Raw genomic sequence first — 26,008 nt, 5'->3', positions numbered from 1 at the left:
AGCGAGTTTTATGAAAGAACTTATAAATCGAAAATCGATTTCGTGTATCGAGTGTGTGTCATGAAGACGGGCTTATAAACCGAAAATGGAGCTGAGCAGCGTTTTATATACTGCCTTCTTTTTTCGGGGTTTATCGATCGAAGACATTTGAAGTGAAGACATTTGAAGTTCAGGCATACTTTTTTTGCTTTCAAGCTCTTTTATTTTTCTTTCGAGCGTCTCGATCCTTCCTGTCAGCTCTTCAATTTCCTTTCTTTGCACTAAAAGCTGATATGACACGACATCGTCAGCTTTTGAATAGATCATTTGCTCCAGATCCGCTATTTTTTTCAACAATTCGTTCGAAACCGTTCCACCAGCATTTTTAGCCGATTCTTTTCTTTTCGCTTTTACTATTACTTGTTGCATTGGAACTCCTTGTTTTATTTGATTGTGAACTTCTTTGAGCAAGGTGATATCCTCGTCAGAAAACATATAATGTCCAAGTTCGTTCCGTTCCATTGGAAGATTAAGCTGTTTGATCCAGCGCTGAACTGTTTTCGGAGAAACACCGATTTTTTTGGCAGCATCGGTTGTATTCATCGAACCTCCCCTTTCAAACGATCATAATATACATATTCAGCTTTTTATAGGAGAACCCTTCCTGTTTGACAAAACAAGCGGTCATCCGGCAAAAGTTCTAGAATATCGACAGAGGAGCCGGCAATTATCCGAACGTTTGAAACTGAGAGAGCTTCAAAAAATATATTCTGTTCCATTCGGCCGCTGATTCTATTTCATGGCAGAATCATTCGTCCGCATACATCTGGTTTTGTCTGTCAGCCGACTTGATTTTGTCTTGCACTCTAGATCAAAAACGAAAAATTTTAAAAGGTTGCTAGTTTTGTACAAATGATGGCAGCATATTGGATTGATTAATCGCTTTTTAACAAAACCTTGATGTGATTATAAAAGCCGTCCGAACCTGTAAAATCGACTTTGCAGCATCGCATATCGAAAAAAGCTTTTTTGCTTCCCAATTGTTAAAAACGGTTGTTTTTGACTGGTACAGTTTCCTATACTATAATTTAGAAAGTTACAAACGGTGCACCACATAGGAGTTTCCCTATGAGTGGGCTATGATTAAAAATAGAGGTGAAATTCCGTGTTAGAACGTTTGCAAGCGGTTGAAGACCGATATGAAAAATTGAATGAGCTTTTAATGGATCCGGAGGTTGTCAACGATCCGAAAAAGCTGCGCGAATATTCGAAAGAACAATCTGATCTTCAAGAAACGGTTGAAGTTTACCGTGAATATAAAAAGGTAAGAGAGCAGCTAGAAGATGCAAAAAGCATGCTTGAAGAAAAGCTTGATCCAGAAATGCGGGCAATGGTAAAAGAGGAACTGGCAGAGCTTGAAGCGCGGGAAAGCGAACTGATTGAGCAATTAAAAATTTTATTGCTTCCAAAAGATCCAAACGATGAAAAGAACGTTATCATGGAGATCCGCGGTGCAGCAGGCGGAGAGGAAGCAGCGCTTTTTGCTGCAGACCTTTACCGCATGTATACTAGGTATGCGGAAGATAAAGGCTGGAAAATAGAAGTAATGGAAGCAAACACGACCGGGACTGGCGGCTATAAAGAGATCATTTTTATGATTACAGGAAAAGGAGCCTATTCCAAATTAAAATTTGAAAACGGTGCCCATCGCGTGCAGCGGGTACCGGAGACGGAATCTGGAGGCAGAATTCATACGTCAACTGCAACAGTCGCCTGTTTGCCGGAAGCGGAAGAGGTAGAAGTAGAAATTAACGAGAAAGATATCCGTGTTGATACATTCGCATCAAGCGGTCCTGGAGGACAAAGCGTTAACACTACGATGTCAGCTGTACGTTTAACACACATTCCAACCGGAATTGTCGTATCCTGCCAGGATGAAAAATCGCAAATAAAAAATAAAGAGAAAGCCATGAAGGTTTTGCGTGCCCGCATTTTAGATAAATACCGCCAAGAAGCGCAAGCGGAATATGATCAAAACCGAAAGCTTGCTGTTGGAACCGGTGATCGATCGGAACGCATTCGTACGTACAACTTCCCGCAAAACAGAGTTACAGACCATCGCATCGGTCTCACATTACAAAAGCTTGATCTCATCCTAGAAGGAAAATTGGATGAAATTATCGATGCCCTCATTTTAGAAGATCAAGCGAAAAAACTGCAATCCCAAGGGGAGTAAACCATGCCGAAAGTTTTCGAAGCCCTCAAATGGGCTTCTTCTTTTTTAAAACAAGCGGGAAGAGATGAGAATGCGGGAGAATTGCTGCTTTTGCATCATATGAAGAAAAGTCGGGCGAGCTTGCTTGCCGATTTAAGAATGGATATTGACAAACAAGTATGGGAAATCTTTCAGCAGGACGTGCAAAAACATGCTCAAGGGATGCCTGTGCAATATATTATCGGCTGCGAACAATTTTACGGCCGCCCTTTTAAGGTGAACGAGCATGTATTGATTCCGAGACCGGAAACGGAAGAGCTAGTTCAAGGCGTGCTGCTCCACTCTGAACGTTTATTTTCTGAAAGGGAGCAAATCGATGTTGTAGATATTGGCACGGGGAGCGGTGCTATTGCCGTCACATTGGCTCTTGAAAATAAAAAAATGCGCGTGTCTGCCACCGATATTTCCGAAAAAGCGCTTGCAGTGGCAAAAGAAAATAGCGAAAAGCTTTGTGCTAATGTGCATTTTTATCAAGGCGATTTGCTGAACCCTATTATAAATGCAAAGCAAAAAGCGGATGTTGTTGTGTCCAATCCGCCGTATATTCCGGATGAAGAAATCATGGAGCTGTCAACGGTTGTAAAGGACTGGGAGCCGACATTAGCGCTTTCAGGAGGAGCGGACGGCCTTTTGTATTATCGAAAAATTGTGGAGCAGCTTCCAGATGTGATCCGCTACCCTGGATTAATCGCATTTGAAATCGGGCACGGGCAAGGAAAAGATGTGAAAAGCATGCTAGAGAATAGGTTTCCAAAAGCAGAGGTACAAATTGAATACGATATGAATGGAAAAGAACGGAAAGTATTTGCTGTCCTTTCGTTATAATAAGCTTTTCGAGCCATTCCCTCCTTTTCTAGCAAACTTTAAATCTGAACCAATTTTATGTTTAAGATCTCTCTCTTCTGTCGATAATGACGTACTGAAGGGAGAGGAAAAACGATGAAAAAGAAATTATCTGTTATATATATTTTTTTAATGCTGTTTGGCAGCCTATTAACAGCTTATGAAATGCCGACAGACGCAAAACAAAATGAGACGGTGATCATTCCTGACGAAGCCATTCGTCTGCGAATTTTAGCAAATAGCGATTCTCCGGAAGATCAAGCTTTAAAACGGAATGTTCGGAATGCGGTCAATGAAGCAATTAATCAATGGGTTCAGGATCTAACTTCGATTGAAGAGGCGCGTAAAATCATTCGAGCAAAAATACCAGAAATTAAGGATATCGTCCAAAGCGTTTTAAAACAGGAAAACAGCAGCCAATCCTTTACAGTGGAGTTTAAAAAAATTCAATTTCCGACAAAGCTTTATGGAAATTTCCTTTATCCGGCTGGAAACTATGAAGCCATATTGATCACTCTTGGAGAAGGAAAAGGAGCCAACTGGTGGTGTGTGTTGTTTCCGCCGCTTTGCTTTGTCGACTTTTCAAGCGGTGAAGCTATTCAACAGGATGAAGAAAAGGATAAAGTAAAAGAAGAAAAGAAATTAGAGAAAACAAAAAACTTATTCGCTCCTGAAGAACATGATGAGGAAGTAGAAGTGAAATTTTTCTTAGTAGAATGGTTTACAAATCTGTTTTCATAGGTCTAATTCAGCTTTTGCCTCATACATTGATTACTAGATTTGTCCGAATAAAAGGGGTGAAAGCGTGTATTATTCATTGCGGTTTGCGGAAAGGGAAGACTTAAAAACCATTCAACAATTTGCAGATCAAGCGGGCGTTTCCACGGAAGGCTTCGACAACAGCCATTTTATTATTATGGAGACTGATCATGGTGAAATAGCGGGATGTCTAGGAATGGAAGTCATCAATCAGGATGGTCTCCTCCGCTCTTGCGTTGTGTCCAGCAATTTGAATCAAGGACATATCATTTCCCTATTAAAATCGGCAGACTTATTAATGGAACAGTTTCGTTTGAAAAATATTTATTTTGCAGTCAACAAAAATTCTGTAGCAGAGTTATTAGAAATATTGGGATTCAAGAGGATTCAAGCGGATGAATTGCCTTCCCACATGCTTGCGTCAAATCTGATGAATCAGTTGGTATCCGTTCCAAATGTAGAGTTTATGGTAAAATAACGCTAAGGATACGTATAAATTATACACAATATCCACAATATTTATCCACTGCAATCAACAGCTTTATCCACAATTTGTGGATAAAGCTTGTTCTTGAAAAATAATGGAACAGTTTCACTATTGCTTAGAAAGATTCATAACACTCGTTCATGTATTAGCAAAGGAGTAAACGAAATGAAAACGAAGCATTGGATTGTGGATAATTTAGAGCATGTTACAAAAAATTCTCCACAAATTGTTCAGGCAGCCGAACTATTGAAAAAAAATGAATTGGTTGCCTTTCCAACAGAAACAGTCTATGGACTAGGAGCAAACGCGAAAAGCGATGAAGCAGTAGCAAAAATTTATAGCGCGAAAGGAAGACCGAGCGATAATCCGTTAATTATCCACATTGCTAAAAAAGAACAGTTAACAGAGATTGTGGATAGCTATCCCGATTGGATTGATCCATTAATTGACCGTTTTTGGCCAGGCCCTCTCACCCTTGTTTTGCCAAAAAAAGAAGGTCTGTCGAATCTTGCCACAGCAGGATTATCAACAGTAGCAGTGCGCATGCCGGATCACCCTGCAGCATTAGCATTAATCGAAGCAGCAAATCTGCCGATTGCAGCTCCGAGCGCCAATCTTTCCGGAAAGCCAAGTCCCACTTCTGCTAAACATGTCATGGATGATCTCGAAGGGCGAATCCCGGGAATTGTCGATGCAGGCCCTACTGGACTTGGCGTAGAATCAACAGTACTTGACTGCACCGAGGATATTCCAGTGATCCTGCGTCCAGGTAGTGTTACAAAGCAGCAATTAGAAGAAGTCATCGGTTCGGTGCGCATAGATGCTGCGCTGCTGAATCAGGAGGAATTGCCGAAAGCGCCGGGCATGAAATATACACATTATGCACCTGATGCTCCTTTAACGATTGTCGATGGAAGCAAAGAATTTATTGAACAATTAATACAAAAAGAGAAAGAAAAAGAAAAAAAAGTCGGGGTGTTGACAACAGAAGAAAATAGTCGTTTTTACAGTGCGGATAAAATTGTTGTCTGCGGAAAAAGAAGCGATTTGCGAACAGTTGCCAGCGCACTGTATGATTCGCTCAGAAAGTTTAATGAAGAACAGCTGGATGTATTATTCAGCGAAGCGTTTCCTGCGGAAGGAGTTGGACAAGCTATTATGAATCGCTTGTTAAAAGCTGCATCCCACCGGATCATAAAAGAACGGTAAACTTTTAATGCCTTGAACAAAAATCGGCGCTCAGGCCGGTTTTTTTGAGTCCAGACTTTCTGATCCTTTGTTTAACAGGCGGAATTGACAGATCAAAAGCAAATATAAAAATGGTAAAGGCTCATCTGCCATCGCACGCATAGGCAGAAACAGATCGCGCAGTTAAATAAACAGAGATCAATGAACCGGGCGCCATTCTTTGTCATAATGTCCCTCTGACGTGCATATCGTTCAATATGCGTGTCCGGGGGAGGTTATCTATATGGCTGCAGAAATAGTAACTTTATTTTTAATGGCATTTGCATTAGGGATGGATGCCTTTTCAGTTAGCCTTGGGATGGGCTTAGTTCGTTTGCGATGGAAGCAAATTTTTGACATCGGTATATATATTGGGATTTTTCATATGATCATGCCGCTTATCGGAATTGTCTTGGGGAAAGTACTATCGGAAAAGTTTGGTTTAGTTGCCATGTATATTGGAGGATGTCTGCTCACTCTTTTAGGAATTCAAATGATTTATTCGTCTTTTAAACGCGATGAATCGCCTTTCATTGCACCGGTCGGCATCGGCCTGTTCCTTTTTGCGCTGAGCGTCAGTTTAGACAGTTTTTCGGTAGGATTAAGTCTAGGTATCTACGGAGCGGAGGTTTTGTTAACCGTCGTAATGTTTGGTTTTATGAGCATGGTGCTCACTTGGAGCGGGTTATTGATCGGCAAACGGGTTCAAGATTGGTTCGGCACATATAGTGAAGCTTTTGGCGGCAGCATTTTGCTTGTATTTGGCTTGAAATTATTATTTTCAATGTAGAAAGCTGTATTGTCTAAACCAATCGTTTGAGCACAGTCATTGGACGTGCTTTTTTTTGTTAATTTTTTTGGTTAAATATGCCTATTATGCAAAAAAATTGTGACTTTTTGTCGATAATAAAAATAAAAAAAATTCCTCATGGTTTCCATTCTTTCGAACTTTTTGATTATAATGAAGGTAACATCAAAAGGGAGAGATAGAAGGGAGAAAACCTTGTGACAAACATTTTATTCGTTTGCACCGGAAATACATGTCGAAGCCCGATGGCGGAGGCTATTTTTAAGCATTTGCAAAAAAACGGCCGATTTAACGTTCGTTCAGCAGGCGTGTTTGCATTGGATGGGCAGAAAATTTCAGAAAATGCAAAAAAAGTGCTGGAGGAAAAGGGAATACATGTTGAGCACAGTGCTTCAAAACTTACGGAAGAACATATCGATTGGGCAACATATGTATTTACGATGACTAAAGATCATAAAAACATATTATGCCAATTTTTTCCTAAAGCAGCCGAAAAAACATTTACGGTAAGCGAGTTCGTTGTTGGAAAAGATGAGGAGATACGTGATATTACCGATCCGTTTGGCAGTTCCGTGGAAAAGTACAGAAAAACAAGGGAAGAGCTGGAGCAATTGCTTCAAAAGCTTATTTCAAAATTAGAAACAAATTAGCAGGCAGGTGGACTCTGTGAAAAACAAGAATCGATACAAATTCAGCATCCGTTTAAAAATCGTCATCTTTATTACGATTGTTGCTCTTATTACATATTCAACAAGCGGATTTTTCATTTATGTTGTATACGAGTATGTAAAACAATATATTGACCGAACATCTTTTACCATTTTGACGTTGACTCTTGGAATCATATGGTCAGGGATTTTAACAGCTATTGCAGCTGGATTTCTTATTTCTCCGCTAAAGCGGCTTGAAAAGGCTGCTCTTATAGCGGCCGATGGCGATATTTCCGTAAATGTTCCTGACATCAAATCAGATGATGAAATTCGGTCCTTAAGCAGAGCCTTTAATGAAATGCTTTCCAATTTAAGACATATGGTGAAAAACATTGAAATAAATTTTGAGCAAACAAATGAGCAGGTGAAACAAATACATGCTGCAACAGAACAGGCAACAAGACAAGCTGAAAGCATTTCATATACGATTAAGGAAATTTCAACAGGAGCCGACCAATCGGCGGCTGCTATTCAGGAAACAGCAGAAGCGGTGGAAGATACGGTAGAGCTTGCTAGTCAGGTAAAAGAAAAAGCAAAAGTATCCGAAAAAATGGCGAATGAAATGGTTCAATCACTTGACCAAAGCAAAAAGATATTTCAATCTTTAATTAAAGGGATTCAATCGTTGGCCGAAAAAAACGAGCAATCTATTTTGGCGGTACAGCGTCTTGAAGAAAATGCCAAAAAGGTGGAGACTATTGTATCCCTTGTCGGCGATATTGCCGATCAAACAAACCTGCTGGCGCTGAACGCGTCAATTGAAGCGGCAAGAGCAGGTGAACACGGCAGAGGGTTTGCTGTCGTTGCGGAAGAAGTTCGAAAGCTTGCTGATCAAAGCGCCAAAGCTGTTCAAGGAATTTCCGAGCTGATCTCTAACATTCAAAAAGAAGTAAGCAATGTTGTTGAACAGATTGGAGATCAAGTGAAAACAGCTCGACAAGAAGCGCAAAGAGGGAAAGAAACAGAGAAAATTCTTGTGGAGATGTCGAAATCGATTTTGCATGTTGCCGAAGCGGTTAAGGTGATCAGCGAGCTGATGGACGAACAGCAAAAAAGCATTCAACAAACAGGAGCGCAATCTGAAGAAGTGGCAGCGATTGCCGAAGAGACATCTGCTGGTGCACAGGAAGTGGCCTCATCTGTACAAGAACAAGCTGATAATATTTCTAACATTAATCAATTAACGAGAGAGCTTGAAGCAAGCGCTCAGCAGCTAAAGAAAGTAATCGATCGATTTACTTATGAAAAATAAAAAGGAGGAGCAGCTAGTGAAAGTTATAATTGCCTCAGATCACGGAGGGGTCAACATACGTGAAGAAATCAAAAAATTGCTTGACGAGATGAATATCGAATACGAAGATATCGGCTGCGACTGTGAGACATCAGTTGATTATCCTGATTACGCATTGCCGGCAGCTGAACGAGTCGCGAAAGGAGAATTTGACCGCGGTATTTTAATTTGCGGAACAGGGATCGGAATGTCAATAGCGGCCAATAAAGTAAAGGGTATTCGCTGCGCCCTTGTACATGATGTGTTTAGCGCAAAAGCAACCCGGGAGCATAACGACAGCAACATGCTTGCAATGGGTGAACGTGTCATCGGGCCGGGACTTGCCCGCGAAATTGTGAAAACGTGGCTGACAACTGAATATGTGGGAGGCAGGCATGCGAATAGAATAGAAAAAATTTCAAAATATGAAGAAACCCATTTATAAGGTGATGATCGAATGCCGGAATTGCAAGAATACCGGGAACAGCTTTTAACAGTGTTGGCCGATTTTAAAGAAAAAGCACCAATTCAAAAAGGGCAGCTGATTGTCATAGGGTGCTCAACGAGCGAAGTAATCGGAGAAAAAATCGGCACTGCCGGAAATACGGATGTTGCCGAAATGATATTTTCTGCATTATCGGAATTTCAAAAAGAAACAGGTGTAGAGCTCGCTTTTCAATGCTGCGAGCATTTGAATCGCGCTCTTGTCGTTGAACGGGAAACAGCAGAAAAGCGCAATTACGAAATCGTTTCTGTCATCCCAATCCCGAAAGCAGGCGGTTCCATGGCAGCGTTTGCTTATGAGCATATGAGAGATCCGGTTGTTGTTGAATTTATTAAGGCAGATGCAGGCATTGACATCGGAGATACACTTATTGGCATGCATTTAAAGCATGTTGCTGTCCCTGTTAGAAGTTCGGTCAAGCAAGTCGGACAAGCCCATGTAAACTTAGCTTTTAGCCGGCCGAAGCTTATCGGCGGTGCGCGGGCAGTTTATACAAAATAAACATTCGAATATTAGCAGTGCAAACTTACGTCATGGTTTGTGCTGCTATTTTTTTATAAAAGAAGTGGAGCGGAACGAAAAAAACATGCACATCATTTCTTTGAAGTATCGGGGCCCCTCCATCTTTAGAAATAGTAAGCAAAAGTCGTATCAAACTTTGATGCGATTTTGTTTAATGAAAATACAGGTTGCCGATCATTTCCTGCTTGACGACTCTGTGCATTGAGTTAGGTACAGAAGCTCCGTTGGTCGAGTTGTACAAGACATGATTCATTTTACAAACTGATAGTTTAAGTATACAGGCAGAATCGAGGTTTTAAGAAATTCCGAATTAAAAACTATTCATGCCAAAAAAAAGTTTGGGAAGAATACGCTTACATAAAAGAAAAGGGTTGCCAAAGGATGATCAATACGGTTATTCTGATTAATAAGTAGATCGGCATGACGATTTTGTCGCTCGCCTGTGCCGTTCAATCGATGAAAGACTAGAGGGGGAACATTTCATGAAATATATTCAACAACAGGATCCTGAAGTATATGAAGCGATACAGAACGAATTAAAGCGCCAGCGTACGAAAATCGAACTGATTGCGTCAGAAAATTTTGTCAGTGAAGCGGTAATGGAGGCCCAAGGTTCTGTATTAACAAATAAATATGCAGAAGGTTATCCGGGACGTCGCTACTATGGAGGATGCGAATATGTTGACGTTGCGGAAGATTTAGCTCGAGAACGGGCGAAAAAAATTTTTGGAGCTGAGCATGCAAACGTTCAGCCGCATTCCGGTTCTCAAGCCAATATGGCTGTTTACTATGCTGTCTTAAATCATGGGGACACTGTTCTCGGAATGAATTTGTCTCACGGCGGCCATTTAACGCATGGAAGTCCGGTAAACTTCAGCGGAATGCAATTTAATTTTGTTGAATACGGTGTTGATCCTAACACCCATCTTATCGATTATGATGATGTTCGAGCTAAAGCTCTTGAGCATAAACCGAAAATCATTGTTGCTGGTGCCAGCGCTTATCCTCGTGAAATTGATTTTAAAAAGTTTCGGGAAATCGCTGATGAAGTGGGAGCTTACTTAATGGTTGACATGGCTCATATTGCCGGCCTTGTTGCTGCAGGTCTTCATCAAAATCCTGTGCCGTACTCCCATTTTGTAACAACTACGACGCATAAAACACTTCGCGGTCCAAGAGGCGGAATGATTTTATGCAAAGAAGAATTTGCAAAACAAATTGATAAAATCATTTTCCCAGGCATTCAAGGCGGTCCGTTAATGCATGTTATTGCGGCAAAAGCGGTAGCATTGGGAGAAGTTTTACAAGAAGAATTTAAAACATATGCGCAAAACATTATCAACAATGCGAAGCGGCTGGCAGAAAAATTAAAAGAAGAAGGACTGACTTTAGTATCTGGAGGAACAGATAACCATTTGATTTTAGTTGATGTCCGCAACTTGCAATTAACAGGAAAGGTTGCTGAACATGTTTTGGACGAAATCGGCATTACTGTGAATAAAAACGCGATTCCATACGATCCTGAATCACCTTTTGTTACAAGCGGAATCCGTATTGGAACGGCAGCTGTCACAAGCCGCGGTTTTGGTTTGGAAGAAATGGATGAAATCGGATCGATTATTGCATTTGCATTGAAATTCCATCAAGACGAAGCTAAATTGGAAGAAGCGAGAAAACGGGTGCAAGCTTTAACAGAAAAATTCCCGCTCTACCCAAATTATTGAGGAAATATTGAGTGTTCGAAGCCACATGCTTCGGACGCTCTTTTTTTATTTTAATTTTCTGCCTCTTAAAACTATTTAAAATGGATTTCATCGTTTGGAATGTTGTCGAAAAAGGTTGATGAAAATGTTGAAACTCAAAAATTTTTTCTGTAAAATCTATTGAGGCAAAAGAAAAGGAGATGTGAAACTTGGGCAAAGTGTTTGTATTTGATCACCCGTTAATTCAGCATAAGCTATCCTATATTCGCGATAAAAAAACCGGAACAAAAGAATTTCGAGAGCTTGTGGATGAGATTGCTACATTAATGGCGTTTGAGATAACACGAGATCTTCCGCTGGAGGAAGTGGAAGTAGAAACCCCGGTAGGAGTAGCGAAAACAAAAATCTTGTCAGGAAAAAAACTTGGGGTTATTCCCATTTTGCGTGCGGGGCTAGGAATGGTTGACGGCATTTTGAAACTGATTCCTGCCGCAAAAGTCGGCCATATCGGGTTATATCGGGATCCGAAAACATTAAAGCCTGTAGAATACTATGTAAAACTTCCTTCTGATGTGGAAGAGCGGGATTTCATCGTTGTTGACCCAATGCTGGCTACCGGCGGTTCAGCAGTTGAAGCAATAGAGTGTCTAAAAAAACGCGGTGCAAAAAATATCCGTTTCATGTGTCTAGTAGCTGCTCCTGAAGGGGTAAAAGCAATGGAAGAAGCTCATCCAGATGTCGATATTTACATTGCCGCACTTGATGAGAAATTAAACGACCATGGCTATATCGTACCAGGTTTAGGAGATGCAGGAGACCGTTTATTTGGTACAAAATAACAGGAGAGGGCGAAGTGAAGTGCCCTCTCTTTCTTTTTAGCATAGTATGAAAAATTCATTAATATAAGGAGCTGTCCAGAAAGTCAAATCCCCATTGAAAACACAAAATCATAAACATCGATATATCAACGTTTCTAAAACATTAATGGGCGTCAATAAGCCGTAAAAACTACTTATTAAACAGCTCCATCAATTTCTCACTTTTCCCTTAAAACGACTTTTTTCATGCAATAAACTGATGTTCATAGCGAACAATAAGTGCTGAGGTGATAGAAATGGGAAACCCTTCAGTGCGAATTTGTTTGCTTTTTTTCTTCATTTTCCACGTTTTTGATGTAACTGCTTTTGCAAAGACCTTCCCCGAACATCCGCAAATCCCTGAAGAGAATGCTGATGAACAAGTCACAATGATCATTGTTTTGTCAGATCAGAACCTTTCAAAAATAAAAGAGTTGATTCAAAAAAAATATCCGGAAATAAACATTTGCTGGGAATATAAAAAAACGTTTACCGGATTTTCAGTAAAAGGGAAAAAAAGAGATCTAGATCAGCTAGTAAAAGAGCCTTACATTGAACATGCAGAGCCTGTAACGACTTTTCAAGCAACGGTTGAAGAAAGTGTTCCTTTTATAGGCGGCATCGATGCACGCGGCTATTTTGACGCGAAGGATGAAAGATTGACGGGAAAAGGAGTGAAAGTAGCTGTTATAGATACGGGGATCGACTACAACCACCGAGATTTACAAAAAAATTATCAAGGCGGATTTGATTTTGTAGATCAAGACAAAGACCCAATGGAAACAGTCGCGAAAGACAATTCGAGGACAATTCACGGCACTCACGTAGCAGGAATTATAGCCGCAAATGGAAAATTGAAAGGGGTTGCTCCGGAAGCCTCCATCATTGCCTATAGAGCGCTTGGCCCTCATGGGTACGGGACGACAGACCAAGTTATTGCAGCGATTGAAAAATCGATTGAGGATCAGGTAGATATCGTAAATCTTTCCCTTGGCAATGATGTGAACGGCCCGGATTATCCGACAAGCCTGGCGTTAAACCAAGCCGTTGAAGAGGGGATAACTGCAGTTGTATCAAGCGGAAACTCTGGTCCTAACATTTGGACCGTCGGTTCGCCTGGCACTGCAAGCAAAGCAATTTCCGTCGGCGCATCGACACCGCCGCTTGACGTAAAGTATTTAACCCTTTCAGGATTTCAAAAGAAAATGCCAGCTGAATCTTTGTTCAATTCTGCCCCTTGGACAACAATTAGAGGACGGATAGAATATGCAGGCTTAGGGGAGAAAAAAGACTTTAAACCTTCTGTTAAAGGAAAAATAGCCTTGGTGAAGCGCGGGGAAATCACGTTTGCCGAAAAAGCGAAAAATGCAAAATCAGCCGGAGCCCAAGCGTTGATTATTTACAACAACATGAAAGGGAGATTTACCGGCAATTTAGAAGAAAAATTGGACTTTCCTGTTGTCTCCATCTCAAAGGAAGATGGCGAATGGCTGCGCAAACAATTGAATGAAAAATCGTTCATCAAAACAACCAGTCGGATAGAACAAGATCGCCTCGCACCCTTTTCATCAAAAGGGCCGGTAACAGTCACATGGGAAGTGAAGCCCGATCTTGTCGCGCCTGGTGTAGCAATTGACAGCACAATACCTAAAGGGTATATGGCTCTTCAAGGAACAAGCATGGCTGCTCCGCATATAGCAGGTGCAGCGGCATTGATCAAACAAAAGCATCCAGATTGGTCGCCGGAACAAATAAAAGCAGCTATGATGAATACTGCTAAACCGCTTTATGATCAAAATGGAAGGCTGTACAAGGTGTTTGAGCAGGGGGCGGGAAGAATCGATATTTTATCGGCTGTTCAGACAAGAGCTCTCATTTATCCGGCATCTCTATCATTCGGTCAATTTCACAAAAATATCGGCAGGAAAAAGAAAGAGATCACGTTAACTCTTGAAAATCTCTCCGATCAAGAAAAAACGTTTGTTTTTTCTAAACCGCATTATCAAAAAGGGGTTCAATGGCAGCTCCCTATTTCCGTAAAGGTTCCTGCTAACGGGAAAAGAGAAGTATCCGTCTCGATTGATGTTGCACCAAAATCATTGAGGGAAGGATTGTATGACGGGACTCTTGTTGTAACAGCCGGCAGCCAGACAATCCGCCTTCCATATTTATTCGTTGTTGGCGAACCGAATTATCCAAAAATCATGGGATTTGAATTTGGGCTTGCCGATCAAGGGAATATGTACCATTATGAGCTTTATTTGCCGCAAGGGGCGGATGAATTCGGGATTGCCCTGTATGATCCGGACACTTTAACATTCAAAGGCTTTTTAGACTGGCAAAGAAATATTCCGGGAGGTTTGTTGAAAAGAGACATTTCCGGGCAATTTAAGGACATTCCAAACGGCGTTTACAAAGCGCTTATTTTTGCAAAAAAAGACGGGGAAGAAAGCAGCTATGAAACGACAATCATTTTAGATAAAAAAATATTAAAAAGTCAATAGAAACACCAAAAATATTTGTGAACAAATTGTGATATTATTAACAAATAGCTCAACTTTTGACGTGAAACAGATTGACATTGATTGGTGCCTATTGTATGCTAAACGGGGTGGGATGATAAGGTTTTCAACAGCCTTTTAACATAATGAAATATAAGGTAATTTTATATTGTGAGGACATACCCAATGCGGCAAAAAGAGCACCATCCGCTCCGAGCATACGCTTTAATGACCGCCATTCTTTCCTATTTGGCAGGGTCAGTGCTCGTTGGGATTTTTGCAGGAAGATGGCTTGATCGACATTTGCATACAGAACCCGTTTTTTTGATCATCGGTCTTCTAATTGGACTGGCTGCGGGAATAATTGCGATGCTGAGATTAGTCCAACATTTTTTTCAGGAGAATGAACGGTAACTATGGATCGTATAGAAAAATTGTTTGTGCGCAGCAAAAAATATTTGCTGTTTTTGCTTGCCATCTATGTGTTAGCGTGGGGGTTTACTCCTTATCAAGATATTTTCCTCGGTCTTGCCCTTGGTACAAGCTTTAGCCTCTATAATTTATGGATACTAGTGCGTAAATCAAAGCAAATACAGCAAGCAATTGAAGAAGGCCGTACAGCACGTTCGCTTGGAACGGTTTCAAGGATGGCAGCCGCAGGATTGGCGGTATTAATCGCACTTAAATTCCCTGAACATTTCCATTTAATTAGCGTGGTTATTGGTTTAATGACAATCTATATTGTCATTATGATAGATTCTATTCTATACATTTGCGGACAAGCTTGGGAAGAGAGGTGAATTTTGTTGGGTCACGAAGCGCCGATAGTAAAATTATTAGGGCTTGAATTTAATTTGTCCAATATTTTAATGATTCTTGTATCTAGCGCAATTGTATTTATCATCGCCGTATTGTCGACCCGCTCTTTGGCAATGAAGCCAACGGGTATGCAAAACTTTTTGGAATGGGTCATGGATTTTGTGAAAAACATTATTAACAGCACGATGGACTGGCAGACAGGAGGCCGATTCCTTACTTTAGGAATGACGCTCATCATGTACATTTTTGTTTCCAATATGCTTGGTCTACCATTCGCTATCGTTGTTGACCATGAGCTTTGGTGGAAATCGCCTACGGCTGATCCTACCATAACGCTGACACTGGCCATTTTAGTCGTCGGTTTATCGCATTATTACGGGATTAAATTAAAGGGCTTTTCCGCCTATGGAAGCGACTTTTTCAAGCCACTGCCGTTTTTGTTCCCGCTTAAAATTATTGAAGAGTTTGCAAACACGTTGACGCTTGGTCTTCGTCTTTACGGTAACATCTATGCTGGGGAAATTTTGCTAGGTCTGCTTGTCAGCTTGGCAACTAGCGGAGCATTCGGCTTCATCGGGGCAATTATTCCGATGATGGCGTGGCAGGCATTCAGTATTTTTGTAGGTGCAATCCAAGCTTTTATCTTTACAATGTTAACAATGGTTTATATGGCGCATAAAGTTAGCCATGACCATTAAAAATAAATGACTTCATCATAATTTTTGTGTAAAAAATTATTTTTAAACAAATAAAGGAGGACTTTATTCATGAATTTATTAGCAGCTGCAATTGCAATTGGTTTAGCGGCACTTGGTGCTGGTATTGGTAACGGACTTATCGTATCTCGTACAGTAGAAGGTATTGCTCGTCAACCTGAGGCGCGCGGTATGCTTCAAACTACTATGTTTATCGGGGTTGCGTTGGTTGAGGCGATTCCGATTATCGCGGTTGTTATTGCATTTATGGCTTTTGGTGCGTAATTTGAAAATTTCAAAAGAGCCTTGCCCAGATTGGTGTTGAAAAAGGCTTTTTAGAAATCGGCATGCAATCAATTTGCGTGAAGTCCGAATCGAAAGGACAGCAAGTGAAAAAGAGGAAATGGCGAAGTTATTTAAGCATCTTCGCCATTCCTTTATGTTGTGAATGGTAACAGAGTCCCAATATAGCCGGTAGTTGGAAAACGGAAGTTTTGAAGGGAGTGAAACGAAGCCGTGTTAACAGTTGAATTTGCCCTCGGAGCTGGAGGCTTCGCAGCAGGAGATATGCTCGTTCAGCTCGTTGTATTTTTAGTTTTGTTAGCATTGCTCAAAAAATATGCTTTTGGTCCGCTTATGGGCATTATGAAACAGAGGGAAGAATTTATTGCAAATGAAATAAACGCTGCGGAAGAAAAGCATGCGGAAGCCAAAAAGCTTGCCGAAGAGCAGCGTGAGCTATTAAAGCAAGCCCGCATCGAAGCACAGGAGCTTGTTGAAAATGCGAAAAAACTCGGCGAACAGCAAAAAGAAGATATCATCCAAGCGGCTCGTGCGGAGGCAGAAAGACTGAAAGAAGCAGCCAAGAAAGAAATCGAACACGAAAAAGAGCAAGCCGTTGCTGAATTGCGTAATCAAGTGGCATCATTATCCGTTCTTATTGCTTCTAAAGTGATTGAAAAAGAATTGAATGAGGCTGAGCAAGAGAAGCTGATCAATGATTATATTAAAGAGGTAGGAGAACAGTTATGATTGGCGGAGTGGCAAAGCGCTATGCGTCAGCTCTTTTTCAAATTGCAAAGGAAAAAAATCAAGTGAAGCAGTTTGAAGAAGAATTGCGGATTGTAAAGCAGGTGTTTATTGAAAATCAAAAATTGCTGCAAATTTTAGAGCATCCGAAGGTGTTGCTCGAAAATAAAAAATCATTGGTCAATGAAGCGTTTTCTTCATTGAGTGCTGAAATTATCAATACTCTTCTTCTGCTTATCGATCGCCATCGCATCCGCTTAGTTCCTGAACTTGTAGATAACTTTGTGGAGCTTGCAAATGAAGAACAGCAAACAGCAGAAGCAACGGTTTACTCCGTCCGTCCGTTGAAGGATGAAGAAAAGCAGGCTCTTTCAGAAGTATTTGCGCAAAAGGTCGGAAAAAAATCGCTTAAGATCACAAACATCATTGATCAGAACTTAATTGGCGGACTGAAACTTCAAATCGGCAATCGTATTTTTGACGGTAGCATCAAGAGTAAGCTCGAACGCATCGGGCGGAATTTAGCGAAAAGTTCGTAGATAGGGGTGAAACTCATGAGCATCAAAGCTGAAGAAATTAGTGCACTGATAAAAAAGCAAATTGAAAACTATCAGTCTGAAATAGAAGTTAGCGATGTCGGCACAGTTATTCAAGTAGGTGACGGGATCGCACGTGCTCATGGCCTCGACAATGTCATGGCCGGTGAGCTTGTCGAATTTTCAAACGGCGTTATGGGATTAGCCCAAAACCTTGAAGAAAATAACGTCGGTATTGTTATTTTAGGCCCTTTTAAAGACATTCGTGAAGGCGATGAAGTGAGAAGAACAGGACGGATTATGGAAGTTCCTGTTGGAGAAGAGCTGATCGGCCGCGTTGTAAATCCGCTTGGACAACCAGTGGACGGGTTAGGCCCGATTGAAACAACAAAAACACGTCCGATTGAAAGCCCTGCCCCAGGCGTCATGGACCGGAAATCTGTTCATGAACCGCTGCAAACGGGTATTAAAGCGATCGACGCTCTTATCCCAATTGGCCGCGGACAACGCGAGCTCATCATCGGTGACCGTCAAACAGGTAAAACGCAAATTGCGATCGACACAATCATTAACCAAAAAGAAGAAAACATGATTTGTATCTATGTTGCGATCGGACAAAAAGAATCAACAGTTCGAAATGTTGTTGAAACACTCCGTAAACACGGCGCATTAGATTATACGATCGTTGTAACGGCATCTGCGTCTCAACCGGCTCCATTGCTTTATTTGGCCCCATATGCCGGTGTATCTATGGGCGAATATTTTATGTACCAAGGAAAACACGTCCTTATCGTATATGATGATCTTTCAAAGCAAGCTGCCGCTTACCGTGAGCTTTCTCTATTACTACGCCGTCCACCTGGACGTGAAGCGTTCCCTGGGGATGTCTTTTACTTGCACTCCCGTCTATTGGAACGCGCAGCAAAACTTAGCGATGCAAAAGGCGGCGGATCTTTGACGGCATTACCATTTGTTGAAACGCAGGCTGGCGACATCTCAGCTTACATTCCTACGAACGTAATTTCCATTACAGACGGACAAATTTTCTTGCAATCTGACCTATTCTTCTCAGGTGTGCGTCCTGCGGTAAACGCCGGATTGTCCGTTTCCCGCGTCGGCGGTGCAGCGCAAATCAAAGCGATGAAAAAAGTTTCGGGTACGCTTCGGCTAGACCTTGCAGCATACAGAGAGCTTGAAGCATTCGCTCAATTCGGTTCTGATCTAGATAAAGCAACTCAGGCGAAGTTAAACCGCGGTATGCGTACAGTTGAAGTATTGAAGCAAGGCATCAACAAGCCGATCCCAGTTGAAAAACAAGTCATGATCCTTTACACCTTAACAAAAGGATTTTTAGATGATATTCCTGTTGAGGATATTCGCCGCTTTGAAGAAGAATTTTATGCTTATTTAGATCAAAATGAAAAAGAGCTTCTTGAAGAAATCCGTTCGACAGGAAATCTGCCTGAAGACGAGAAAATGGAAAAAGCCATCAAAGGATTCAAAAAAACTTTTGCAGTTTCTGAATAAAGAACGATAAGGCTGTGAAAATACGGGGATTCTTTTCACAGCCGTTTTCAAAACATGATCGGCTATTTTTCAAAAAGGTGGTGAGAACCTTTGGCATCGTTGCGCGATATTAAAACACGCATCAATTCGACGAAGAAGACAAGCCAAATTACAAAGGCGATGGAGATGGTTTCAGCTTCGAAGCTGAATCGGGCGGAAACCAGCGCCAAGTCATTTGTGCCTTATATGGAAAAAATTCAAGAAGTTGTGGCAAACATCGCCCTTGGGAGTACGGACGTAAGCCACCCGATGCTTGAAAAGCGTCCGGTCAAAAAGACAGGATACGTTGTCATTACATCGGATCGCGGGCTTGCCGGTGCGTTTAACAGCAACGTGCTGCGCGCCGTTTATCAAACGATTCAAGAACGGCATCGTTCGACGGATGAATATGCCGTGATTGCCATCGGAAAAGTCGGCCGCGATTTTTTCAAAAAACGCGGTATGCCTGTCGTTGAAGAAATTGTCGGATTAGGCGATGATATAAGCTTTTCGGATATTAAAGAAATTGCTTCCAATACAGTCAAGCTGTTCGAGGATGGAAAAGTAGATGAAATTTATATGTTCTACAACCATTATGTCAGCGCCATCCAGCAGGAAGTAACGGAGAAAAAGCTGCTGCCGCTTTCGGACATCGCTGCGAATAAAAAAATGACGTCTTATGAATTTGAACCGTCTCAGGAAGACATTTTGGCAGTGCTTTTGCCGCAATATGCTGAAAGTTTGATTTACGGCGCCTTGCTTGACAGCAAAGCAAGCGAACATGCTGCGAGAATGACGGCAATGAAGAATGCAACAGACAACGCAAAGGAACTGATCAATACGCTGACTCTTTCCTACAACAGAGCTCGTCAGGCAGCGATTACGCAAGAAATTACAGAAATTGTTGGCGGGGCATCAGCGCTTGAATAGATCACTGAAACAGTACGTTAGGAGGGAAACAGGAACATGAAAGGACGCGTAGTTCAAGTAATGGGTCCGGTAGTGGACGTAAAGTTTGAAAGCGGACATTTGCCGGAAATTTATAACGCCCTAAAAATTTCACATAAAGCGCGCAATGAGAACGAGGTAGACATTGATTTAACGTTGGAAGTAGCGCTTCATTTAGGGGATGACACCGTTCGGACAATCGCTATGGCTTCAACGGACGGCGTAACGCGCGGAATGGAAGTCGAAGACTTAGGCGCTCCAATCTCCGTGCCAGTTGGAGATGTCACATTAGGACGGGTATTCAATGTGTTAGGGGAACATATTGACCTTGGAGACCCGATTCCAGCGGAAGCGCGCCGGGATCCAATTCATAAGCCTGCTCCGAAATTTGAACAGCTGTCAACACAAGTTGAAATTTTGGAAACAGGAATCAAAGTTGTTGACTTGCTTGCTCCATATATTAAAGGTGGAAAAATCGGCTTGTTCGGCGGTGCAGGAGTTGGAAAAACGGTTTTAATCCAAGAGCTGATCAATAACATTGCACAAGAGCACGGCGGTATTTCCGTATTTGCTGGAGTTGGGGAGCGTACTCGTGAAGGAAACGACCTATACTTTGAAATGAAAGACTCCGGCGTTATCAGCAAAACAGCAATGGTGTTCGGACAAATGAACGAGCCGCCTGGAGCGCGTATGCGCGTTGCATTAACAGGTTTGACAATGGCTGAATATTTCCGTGATGAACAAGGGCAAGACGTTCTCTTCTTCATCGACAACATCTTCCGCTTTACACAAGCTGGTTCCGAAGTATCTGCGTTGCTTGGACGTATGCCTTCTGCTGTTGGATACCAACCGACGCTTGCGACAGAAATGGGACAATTGCAGGAGCGGATTACATCAACAAACGTAGGTTCTGTTACATCGATTCAGGCGATTTACGTGCCTGCTGACGACTATACAGACCCTGCTCCGGCTACAACATTCGCACACTTAGATGCGACAACAAACCTTGACCGTAAGCTGTCAGAGATGGGTATTTATCCAGCGGTGGATCCACTTGCTTCAACGTCACGTGCATTGGCTCCGGAAATCGTCGGTGAAGAGCATTACAACGTTGCCCGCCAAGTTCAGGCAACATTGCAAAGATATAGAGAGTTGCAAGATATTATTGCAATCCTTGGTATGGACGAGCTTTCAGATGAAGATAAGCTTGTTGTACATCGTGCTAGAAGAATCCAATTCTTCTTATCACAAAACTTCCACGTTGCTGAGCAGTTTACAGGGCAGCCTGGTTCATATGTGCCTGTAAAAGAGACTGTACGTGGATTTAAAGAAATTCTTGAAGGTAAGTACGACCACATTCCTGAAGATGCGTTCCGCTTAGTGGGCACAATTGAAGATGTCCTTGAAAGAGCGAAGCAAATGGGCGTTGAAGTATAATATTTTGGGACCCTAGGAGGAACTGAATATGAAGACCGTACAAGTCAGTGTCGTCACTCCCGATGGCCCAGTTTATGATGCGGATATAGAATTGGTCAGCGCCAAAGCTCAAAGCGGCGAGCTTGGAATTTTGCCTGGTCATATTCCAATGGTTGCGCCGCTTGCAATTGGCGCAGTTCGGCTGAAAAAAGGAAATAATACAGAACTCGTGGCTGTCAGCGGAGGTTTTTTGGAAGTTCGCCCTGATAAAGTCACGATCTTGGCACAAGCAGCTGAAAGAGCTGAAGATATCGATGTTGCCCGCGCGGAAGCTGCAAAGAAACGTGCTGAGGAACGCTTGCAGCGCAAAGGCCAAGGGCAGGAAGACATAGATTTTAAACGTGCTGAGCTGGCGCTGCAACGTGCCATCAATCGTATTAACGTGGCGAAAAAGAACTTTTAATTTCTCATTTAAGACGTCCCGGCGCTTAAGTTCGGGCCGTCTTTTTTGAAAAAACTAAGAAATCATGATCATGGCTATTTTGCAATGTTGGCTCTAGCCTGGATGCAAAAAATCGGCAACTTACTTTTATTGACAGCAAAAAATGGACAACATGTAATCGCATCATTCAACTCTAAAACTGCAAATCCAAAAATAACGAATTGACCTCCTATCTACATTCCACATCAATGAATGCTTCATTTATAAGAAATAACAACATGAAAAAACTGCCTAACCATTGTTTTTCACAAAATCAAATAAAAAGTGTGCATGAATAGGAAAGATTTTTATATAATAAAGTGGGTTTGTGAAACAAGAAAGGAAGATTTCGGAAGGAGGAGTAATGTGACGGGGCTAGGCCAGCAGGCGCTCATTAGCATCATAGTAAATTTAGTATTTATTTTTCTAACTTGGCGGGCTTTACAGGCTCTTCAAATTGAAAAAATCATTCGTAAAGGAAGAGTTGTCGAGACAAGGCTTTTGCTCATTTTATTGACCATCGCCATTGCGTCATCAGTGAGCAATTTTTTCTTGAACTATTTTTTTTGGTCACAGCAGCTGCAATATCTTTTTTAAACATGTCGAGGGACAATGAATACATAAAGGCTGTTGTCTAATCTTGACGACTTTTTCCACGTATGCCAAAACCCTTTCCGGCAACACTTTTAATAAGGAAAGGGTGATGGCGGTGAAAAATTTATATTTTGTCTTTATTTTCATATTTTTATTCGGTTTTCTTTTGTCAGTTTGGCACACAGAACGAACGAATGCTGAAAGACACGATATTCACGTAGAGGAAATCGTGGAGCAATTTCATCAACAAAACATAGATGTGGCAGAATGGTCAATTTTTGCAAAATTTTCTTTTTCTCAAAAAAGCAAAAAAGTGAAACGAATCTACACACAGTTTCGTCAATTTAATTGGTCTTACTTGGAAAACGGTAATTTTGAAAAGTGGACCGGCACTTATTACAACAGCGATAAGCAGATCACTGAAACATTGCAAATTATTAAACCTCATGCAAAAGCAAGCCCGAAAATTCAAGTTATATATGAAGCAACAGGGAAACGTTGGAATGGCCGTGCATGGATGAAGATGGAGCGCTATTTTAACCGTCACATTTTCGACAAAATTCCTGGAAATCCTACATTTTTCACTTGTGTCAAAGGCTATACAGATGATAAGATGAAAGGTGTTTTGTTTTTTGAGGCAAATAACCTTTTAAAAAGGTTTCATGCAAAACCGGTGGAAAGCTTAAACGAGCAACGCTTCGTTTCCATATCCGGTTTTACAAACGATTGGGATCATTCTATTAAAACGAAAAATGGAAAGATGAACATTCAAATTTCGCTCAGAAGTGCAGGAATGGGCGAAAGAACTACTGTAACAGTAGGAACACCTATTATTACAACTGAATATTAATATAGAGAAAATGGGACGCGGAGGGGAATACCTTGGAAAAAATCATCGTCCGCGGCGGTCGAAAGTTAAACGGTACAGTAAAGATCGAAGGAGCTAAAAATGCCGTTTTACCTGTCATCGCTGCATCTTTATTAGCTAGTGAAGGAAAGAGTGAAATTTGTGATGTTCCTAAGCTCTCCGATGTTTACACGATAAACGAAGTTCTCCGCTATCTCGGAGCAGAGGTTCGTTTTGATGGTAATCAAGTAGTTGTCGATGCATGCGGAGAGCTTTTAACGGAAGCGTCATTTGAATATGTTAGAAAAATGCGTGCATCTGTGCTTGTTATGGGACCTCTTCTTGCCCGCAAAGGCCGTGCACGTGTTGCTTTGCCGGGAGGATGTGCCATCGGATCCCGTCCGATTGATCAGCATTTGAAAGGCTTCGAAGCGATGGGTGCAACGATAAAAGTCGGCAACGGCTTTATTGACGCAGAAGTGAATGGCAGACTTCGCGGAGCCAAAATTTATTTGGATTTCCCAAGTGTCGGCGCAACAGAAAACATTATGATGGCAGCCGCACTTGCAGAAGGAACAACTGTAATCGAAAACTGTGCAAAGGAGCCTGAAATTGTCGACCTTGCGAATTTTATAAACAAAATGGGCGGAAATGTCCGTGGCGCAGGCACTGGTACTATCAGAATTGAAGGTGTAGATTCCTTGCACGGTGCAAAGCATTTAATTATTCCAGATCGTATTGAAGCAGGAACATTTATGGTTGCTGCTGCCATTACGAAAGGGAATGTCCTTGTAAAAGGAGCAGTTCCAGAGCATTTGACATCATTAATTGCAAAAATGGAAGAAATGGGAGTAACCATTATCGAGGAAGAAGAAGGCATTCGTGTCATTGGTCCGGAAACATTGAAGGCAGTGGATATTAAAACAATGCCTCATCCAGGTTTTCCTACTGACATGCAGTCTCAGATGATGGCCCTGCTGCTTCAGGCAAACGGAACTAGCGTAATTACCGAAACGGTATTTGAAAACCGCTTTATGCACGTAGAAGAATTTCGTCGTATGAACGGAGATATTAAAATCGAAGGCCGCTCTTGTATCATCAACGGTCCTGTAAAGCTTCAAGGTGCAGAAGTAACGGCAACCGATTTAAGAGCGGCAGCTGCATTAATTTTAGCCGGGCTTGCTGCAGAAGGGTATACACGGGTTACGGAGCTGAAGCATTTAGATCGCGGCTATGTCCGTTTTCATGAGAAGTTAAAAGAACTTGGCGCAGATATTGAACGCGTCAATGATGAAGCTGACATCCCGGCAATTGAACAACAAGCCGTTGCAACGAATTTAAATGCATAATTTCACAAAAGAAGCTAGCCTCTTTTAGGAGATGCTAGCTTCTTTTTCGTATTACCCGCTTATTTTTTTCATATTTTTTCGTTTTATACTTAAAACTCCCCCTGTAAATGGCATCTCCGATTTCAGTCATAAAAGGTTGTCCTTCCCCATAAACTTTACTGAAGTCAGCGATAAAAGAAATGGGGGCTGTAATATGAAACGAGTGAAACCGTTCTTTCTTTTTTTTGCAGCAATATTTTTCATTATTTTGATGGTGCCAAGTTTGCTGGTAGCCCCGTTTGCCGAAAAGACGAAAGCTACGCTTGGCGAGGAACTAGCCGAGAAGAAAACAACGGATGTGCTACAAAAGGAATCAAAAGTTTCTGTACCAATTTATCGTTCCCAAGAAAAAAAAATTGATGAAGTTCCGCTTGAAGAATATGTGGTCGGTGTTGTCGCCGCCGAGATGCCCGCAGAATTTGAAAAAGAAGCGTTAAAGGCTCAAGCTTTAGCTGCTAGAACGTACATTGTGAAAGAGCTGTTTACGGGCCAAAATGTCGGCTCTCCCGAAGGAGCGGTAGTCACGGATACTGAGCTCCATCAAGTTTATAAAAATGAAGAAGAATTAAGGAGAATTTGGAAAAAAGATTTTGATTGGAAAATAAAAAAGATTAAAGAAGCTGTTGCCGAAACAAGAGGCCAAATTTTAACGTATGACGACAAGCCGATTGATGCTTCTTTTTTTTCAACGAGCAATGGATATACGGAAAATTCGGAGGCCATTTGGCCGAACGCCCTTCCTTATTTAAAAAGCGTGGAAAGCCCTTGGGATGAGAAATCGGAAAAATTTCTCGCTAGGGAGGTATTTACCGTTCAAGAGTTTGAACAAAAATTAGGGATTAAAATAGGGAAAGGCAATTCAATTGGAAAAATTATCGAAAGGACGCCAGGACACAGGGTCGCTCTAGTCGAAATTAACGGGAAAAAGTTTACTGGAAGGGAAATAAGAGAAAAGCTAGGTCTAAGGTCAACGGATTTTTCGTGGACATTGAAAGGCGACCAAATTATTGTTACGACAAAAGGATACGGACACGGAGTCGGCATGAGTCAGTACGGTGCCAATTTTATGGCGCAGGAAGGGAAAAATTATAAAGAGATTGTCTCACATTACTACCAGGGAATTGAAATTTCACAAGCCAACCCGTTTTTATCAAAATATATGGCGAAAAAATAAAAAATCGGTGCGTTTTGTGAGAAAATCGGTAATCGGTTTTCTCACATTTGTTTCTTTAGGGGAACCGCTGATAGTGCCATTAAGTTGCCA

28 protein-coding genes are annotated in these 26,008 nt (G+C 41.6%); 27 read left to right on the top strand and 1 reads right to left on the bottom strand.

Annotated elements, in window-relative coordinates:
- Positions 1-72: 72 nt before the first annotated feature.
- Positions 73-582 carry a MerR family transcriptional regulator gene (locus NSQ84_RS17385; protein ID WP_327873301.1) on the bottom strand — a complete coding sequence of 170 codons (510 nt, stop codon included), beginning with the start codon at positions 580-582 and terminating at the stop codon, positions 73-75.
- 562 nt (positions 583-1,144) lie between these two features.
- Here NSQ84_RS17385 and prfA point away from each other — a divergent pair.
- The 27 genes from prfA to spoIID all read left to right on the top strand — a co-directional run bounded on the left by prfA (position 1,145) and on the right by spoIID (position 25,918).
- Positions 1,145-2,215, top strand: a complete 1,071-nt coding sequence (prfA, locus tag NSQ84_RS17380) for a peptide chain release factor 1 (RefSeq protein WP_063389031.1) — start codon at positions 1,145-1,147, stop codon at positions 2,213-2,215.
- 3 nt (positions 2,216-2,218) lie between these two features.
- Complete coding sequence (gene prmC, locus NSQ84_RS17375) at positions 2,219-3,079, top strand: peptide chain release factor N(5)-glutamine methyltransferase (protein WP_066251319.1); 861 nt, start codon at positions 2,219-2,221, stop codon at positions 3,077-3,079.
- A gap of 114 nt (positions 3,080-3,193) precedes the next feature.
- Positions 3,194-3,838, top strand: a complete 645-nt coding sequence (spoIIR, locus tag NSQ84_RS17370; RefSeq protein WP_063389029.1) for a stage II sporulation protein R — start codon at positions 3,194-3,196, stop codon at positions 3,836-3,838.
- A gap of 64 nt (positions 3,839-3,902) precedes the next feature.
- A complete protein-coding gene (locus tag NSQ84_RS17365; RefSeq protein ID WP_063389028.1) occupies positions 3,903-4,334 on the top strand; it encodes a hypothetical protein in 432 nt (143 codons plus the stop codon).
- Between the two features lie 174 nt (positions 4,335-4,508).
- Positions 4,509-5,552: an L-threonylcarbamoyladenylate synthase gene (locus tag NSQ84_RS17360; RefSeq protein WP_063389027.1), complete on the top strand. Its 1,044-nt coding sequence runs from the start codon at positions 4,509-4,511 to the stop codon at positions 5,550-5,552.
- Between the two features lie 262 nt (positions 5,553-5,814).
- Positions 5,815-6,360 carry a manganese efflux pump MntP family protein gene (locus NSQ84_RS17355; protein WP_063389026.1) on the top strand — a complete coding sequence of 182 codons (546 nt, stop codon included), beginning with the start codon at positions 5,815-5,817 and terminating at the stop codon, positions 6,358-6,360.
- A gap of 263 nt (positions 6,361-6,623) precedes the next feature.
- Complete coding sequence (locus NSQ84_RS17350) at positions 6,624-7,028, top strand: low molecular weight protein arginine phosphatase (RefSeq protein WP_066251512.1); 405 nt, start codon at positions 6,624-6,626, stop codon at positions 7,026-7,028.
- A 16-nt stretch (positions 7,029-7,044) separates the two neighbouring features.
- Positions 7,045-8,340 carry a methyl-accepting chemotaxis protein gene (locus tag NSQ84_RS17345; RefSeq protein ID WP_066251307.1) on the top strand — a complete coding sequence of 432 codons (1,296 nt, stop codon included), beginning with the start codon at positions 7,045-7,047 and terminating at the stop codon, positions 8,338-8,340.
- 16 nt (positions 8,341-8,356) lie between these two features.
- Complete coding sequence (gene rpiB, locus NSQ84_RS17340) at positions 8,357-8,803, top strand: ribose 5-phosphate isomerase B (RefSeq protein ID WP_327856149.1); 447 nt, start codon at positions 8,357-8,359, stop codon at positions 8,801-8,803.
- 12 nt (positions 8,804-8,815) lie between these two features.
- Positions 8,816-9,364 carry a TIGR01440 family protein gene (locus NSQ84_RS17335; protein ID WP_063389023.1) on the top strand — a complete coding sequence of 183 codons (549 nt, stop codon included), beginning with the start codon at positions 8,816-8,818 and terminating at the stop codon, positions 9,362-9,364.
- 503 nt (positions 9,365-9,867) lie between these two features.
- A complete protein-coding gene (glyA, locus tag NSQ84_RS17330) occupies positions 9,868-11,109 on the top strand; it encodes a serine hydroxymethyltransferase (protein WP_063389022.1) in 1,242 nt (413 codons plus the stop codon).
- Between the two features lie 188 nt (positions 11,110-11,297).
- A complete protein-coding gene (gene upp, locus NSQ84_RS17325) occupies positions 11,298-11,927 on the top strand; it encodes a uracil phosphoribosyltransferase (protein WP_063389021.1) in 630 nt (209 codons plus the stop codon).
- A gap of 275 nt (positions 11,928-12,202) precedes the next feature.
- Positions 12,203-14,449, top strand: coding sequence for a S8 family serine peptidase (locus tag NSQ84_RS17320; RefSeq protein ID WP_327873302.1), 2,247 nt, complete (start codon positions 12,203-12,205; stop codon positions 14,447-14,449).
- 183 nt (positions 14,450-14,632) lie between these two features.
- Positions 14,633-14,860, top strand: a complete 228-nt coding sequence (locus NSQ84_RS17315; protein WP_094244712.1) for an AtpZ/AtpI family protein — start codon at positions 14,633-14,635, stop codon at positions 14,858-14,860.
- 2 nt (positions 14,861-14,862) lie between these two features.
- Positions 14,863-15,246, top strand: a complete 384-nt coding sequence (locus NSQ84_RS17310; protein WP_063389019.1) for an ATP synthase subunit I — start codon at positions 14,863-14,865, stop codon at positions 15,244-15,246.
- A gap of 6 nt (positions 15,247-15,252) precedes the next feature.
- A complete protein-coding gene (gene atpB / locus NSQ84_RS17305) occupies positions 15,253-15,963 on the top strand; it encodes a F0F1 ATP synthase subunit A (RefSeq protein WP_327873303.1) in 711 nt (236 codons plus the stop codon).
- 69 nt (positions 15,964-16,032) lie between these two features.
- Entirely contained in the window at positions 16,033-16,245 is a 213-nt protein-coding gene (gene atpE / locus NSQ84_RS17300) for a F0F1 ATP synthase subunit C (protein WP_063389017.1), read from the top strand.
- Positions 16,246-16,527: 282 nt separating this feature from the next.
- Positions 16,528-16,992 carry a F0F1 ATP synthase subunit B gene (gene atpF / locus NSQ84_RS17295; protein WP_082830384.1) on the top strand — a complete coding sequence of 155 codons (465 nt, stop codon included), beginning with the start codon at positions 16,528-16,530 and terminating at the stop codon, positions 16,990-16,992.
- Positions 16,989-17,528 (top strand): F0F1 ATP synthase subunit delta, encoded by a 540-nt coding sequence (locus tag NSQ84_RS17290; RefSeq protein WP_063389015.1) that lies wholly within the window; start codon positions 16,989-16,991, stop codon positions 17,526-17,528. The genes atpF and NSQ84_RS17290 overlap by 4 nt, the downstream gene beginning before the upstream one ends.
- Before the next feature lie 15 nt (positions 17,529-17,543).
- Positions 17,544-19,052, top strand: a complete 1,509-nt coding sequence (atpA, locus tag NSQ84_RS17285; RefSeq protein ID WP_063389014.1) for a F0F1 ATP synthase subunit alpha — start codon at positions 17,544-17,546, stop codon at positions 19,050-19,052.
- Between the two features lie 90 nt (positions 19,053-19,142).
- Positions 19,143-20,000, top strand: a complete 858-nt coding sequence (gene atpG, locus NSQ84_RS17280; RefSeq protein ID WP_066251293.1) for an ATP synthase F1 subunit gamma — start codon at positions 19,143-19,145, stop codon at positions 19,998-20,000.
- 36 nt (positions 20,001-20,036) lie between these two features.
- Positions 20,037-21,455 (top strand): F0F1 ATP synthase subunit beta, encoded by a 1,419-nt coding sequence (gene atpD / locus NSQ84_RS17275; RefSeq protein ID WP_066251292.1) that lies wholly within the window; start codon positions 20,037-20,039, stop codon positions 21,453-21,455.
- Between the two features lie 28 nt (positions 21,456-21,483).
- Entirely contained in the window at positions 21,484-21,897 is a 414-nt protein-coding gene (locus NSQ84_RS17270; RefSeq protein WP_063389011.1) for a F0F1 ATP synthase subunit epsilon, read from the top strand.
- A 384-nt stretch (positions 21,898-22,281) separates the two neighbouring features.
- On the top strand, positions 22,282-22,512 hold the full coding sequence (locus NSQ84_RS17265; protein WP_063389010.1) for a DUF1146 family protein: 231 nt from the start codon (positions 22,282-22,284) through the stop codon (positions 22,510-22,512).
- 112 nt (positions 22,513-22,624) lie between these two features.
- Positions 22,625-23,359, top strand: coding sequence for a YwmB family TATA-box binding protein (locus NSQ84_RS17260; RefSeq protein ID WP_161939831.1), 735 nt, complete (start codon positions 22,625-22,627; stop codon positions 23,357-23,359).
- 32 nt (positions 23,360-23,391) lie between these two features.
- A complete protein-coding gene (murA, locus tag NSQ84_RS17255; protein ID WP_063389008.1) occupies positions 23,392-24,705 on the top strand; it encodes a UDP-N-acetylglucosamine 1-carboxyvinyltransferase in 1,314 nt (437 codons plus the stop codon).
- Between the two features lie 193 nt (positions 24,706-24,898).
- Entirely contained in the window at positions 24,899-25,918 is a 1,020-nt protein-coding gene (spoIID, locus tag NSQ84_RS17250) for a stage II sporulation protein D (RefSeq protein ID WP_063389007.1), read from the top strand.
- Positions 25,919-26,008: the final 90 nt, after the last annotated feature.

The organism is Aeribacillus sp. FSL K6-3256, from assembly GCF_037965805.1.
Lineage (GTDB): Bacteria > Bacillota > Bacilli > Bacillales > Aeribacillaceae > Aeribacillus > Aeribacillus composti.
The sequence above is the reverse complement of the archived record's forward strand: the minus strand, read 5'-3'. Positions and strand labels throughout refer to the sequence as shown.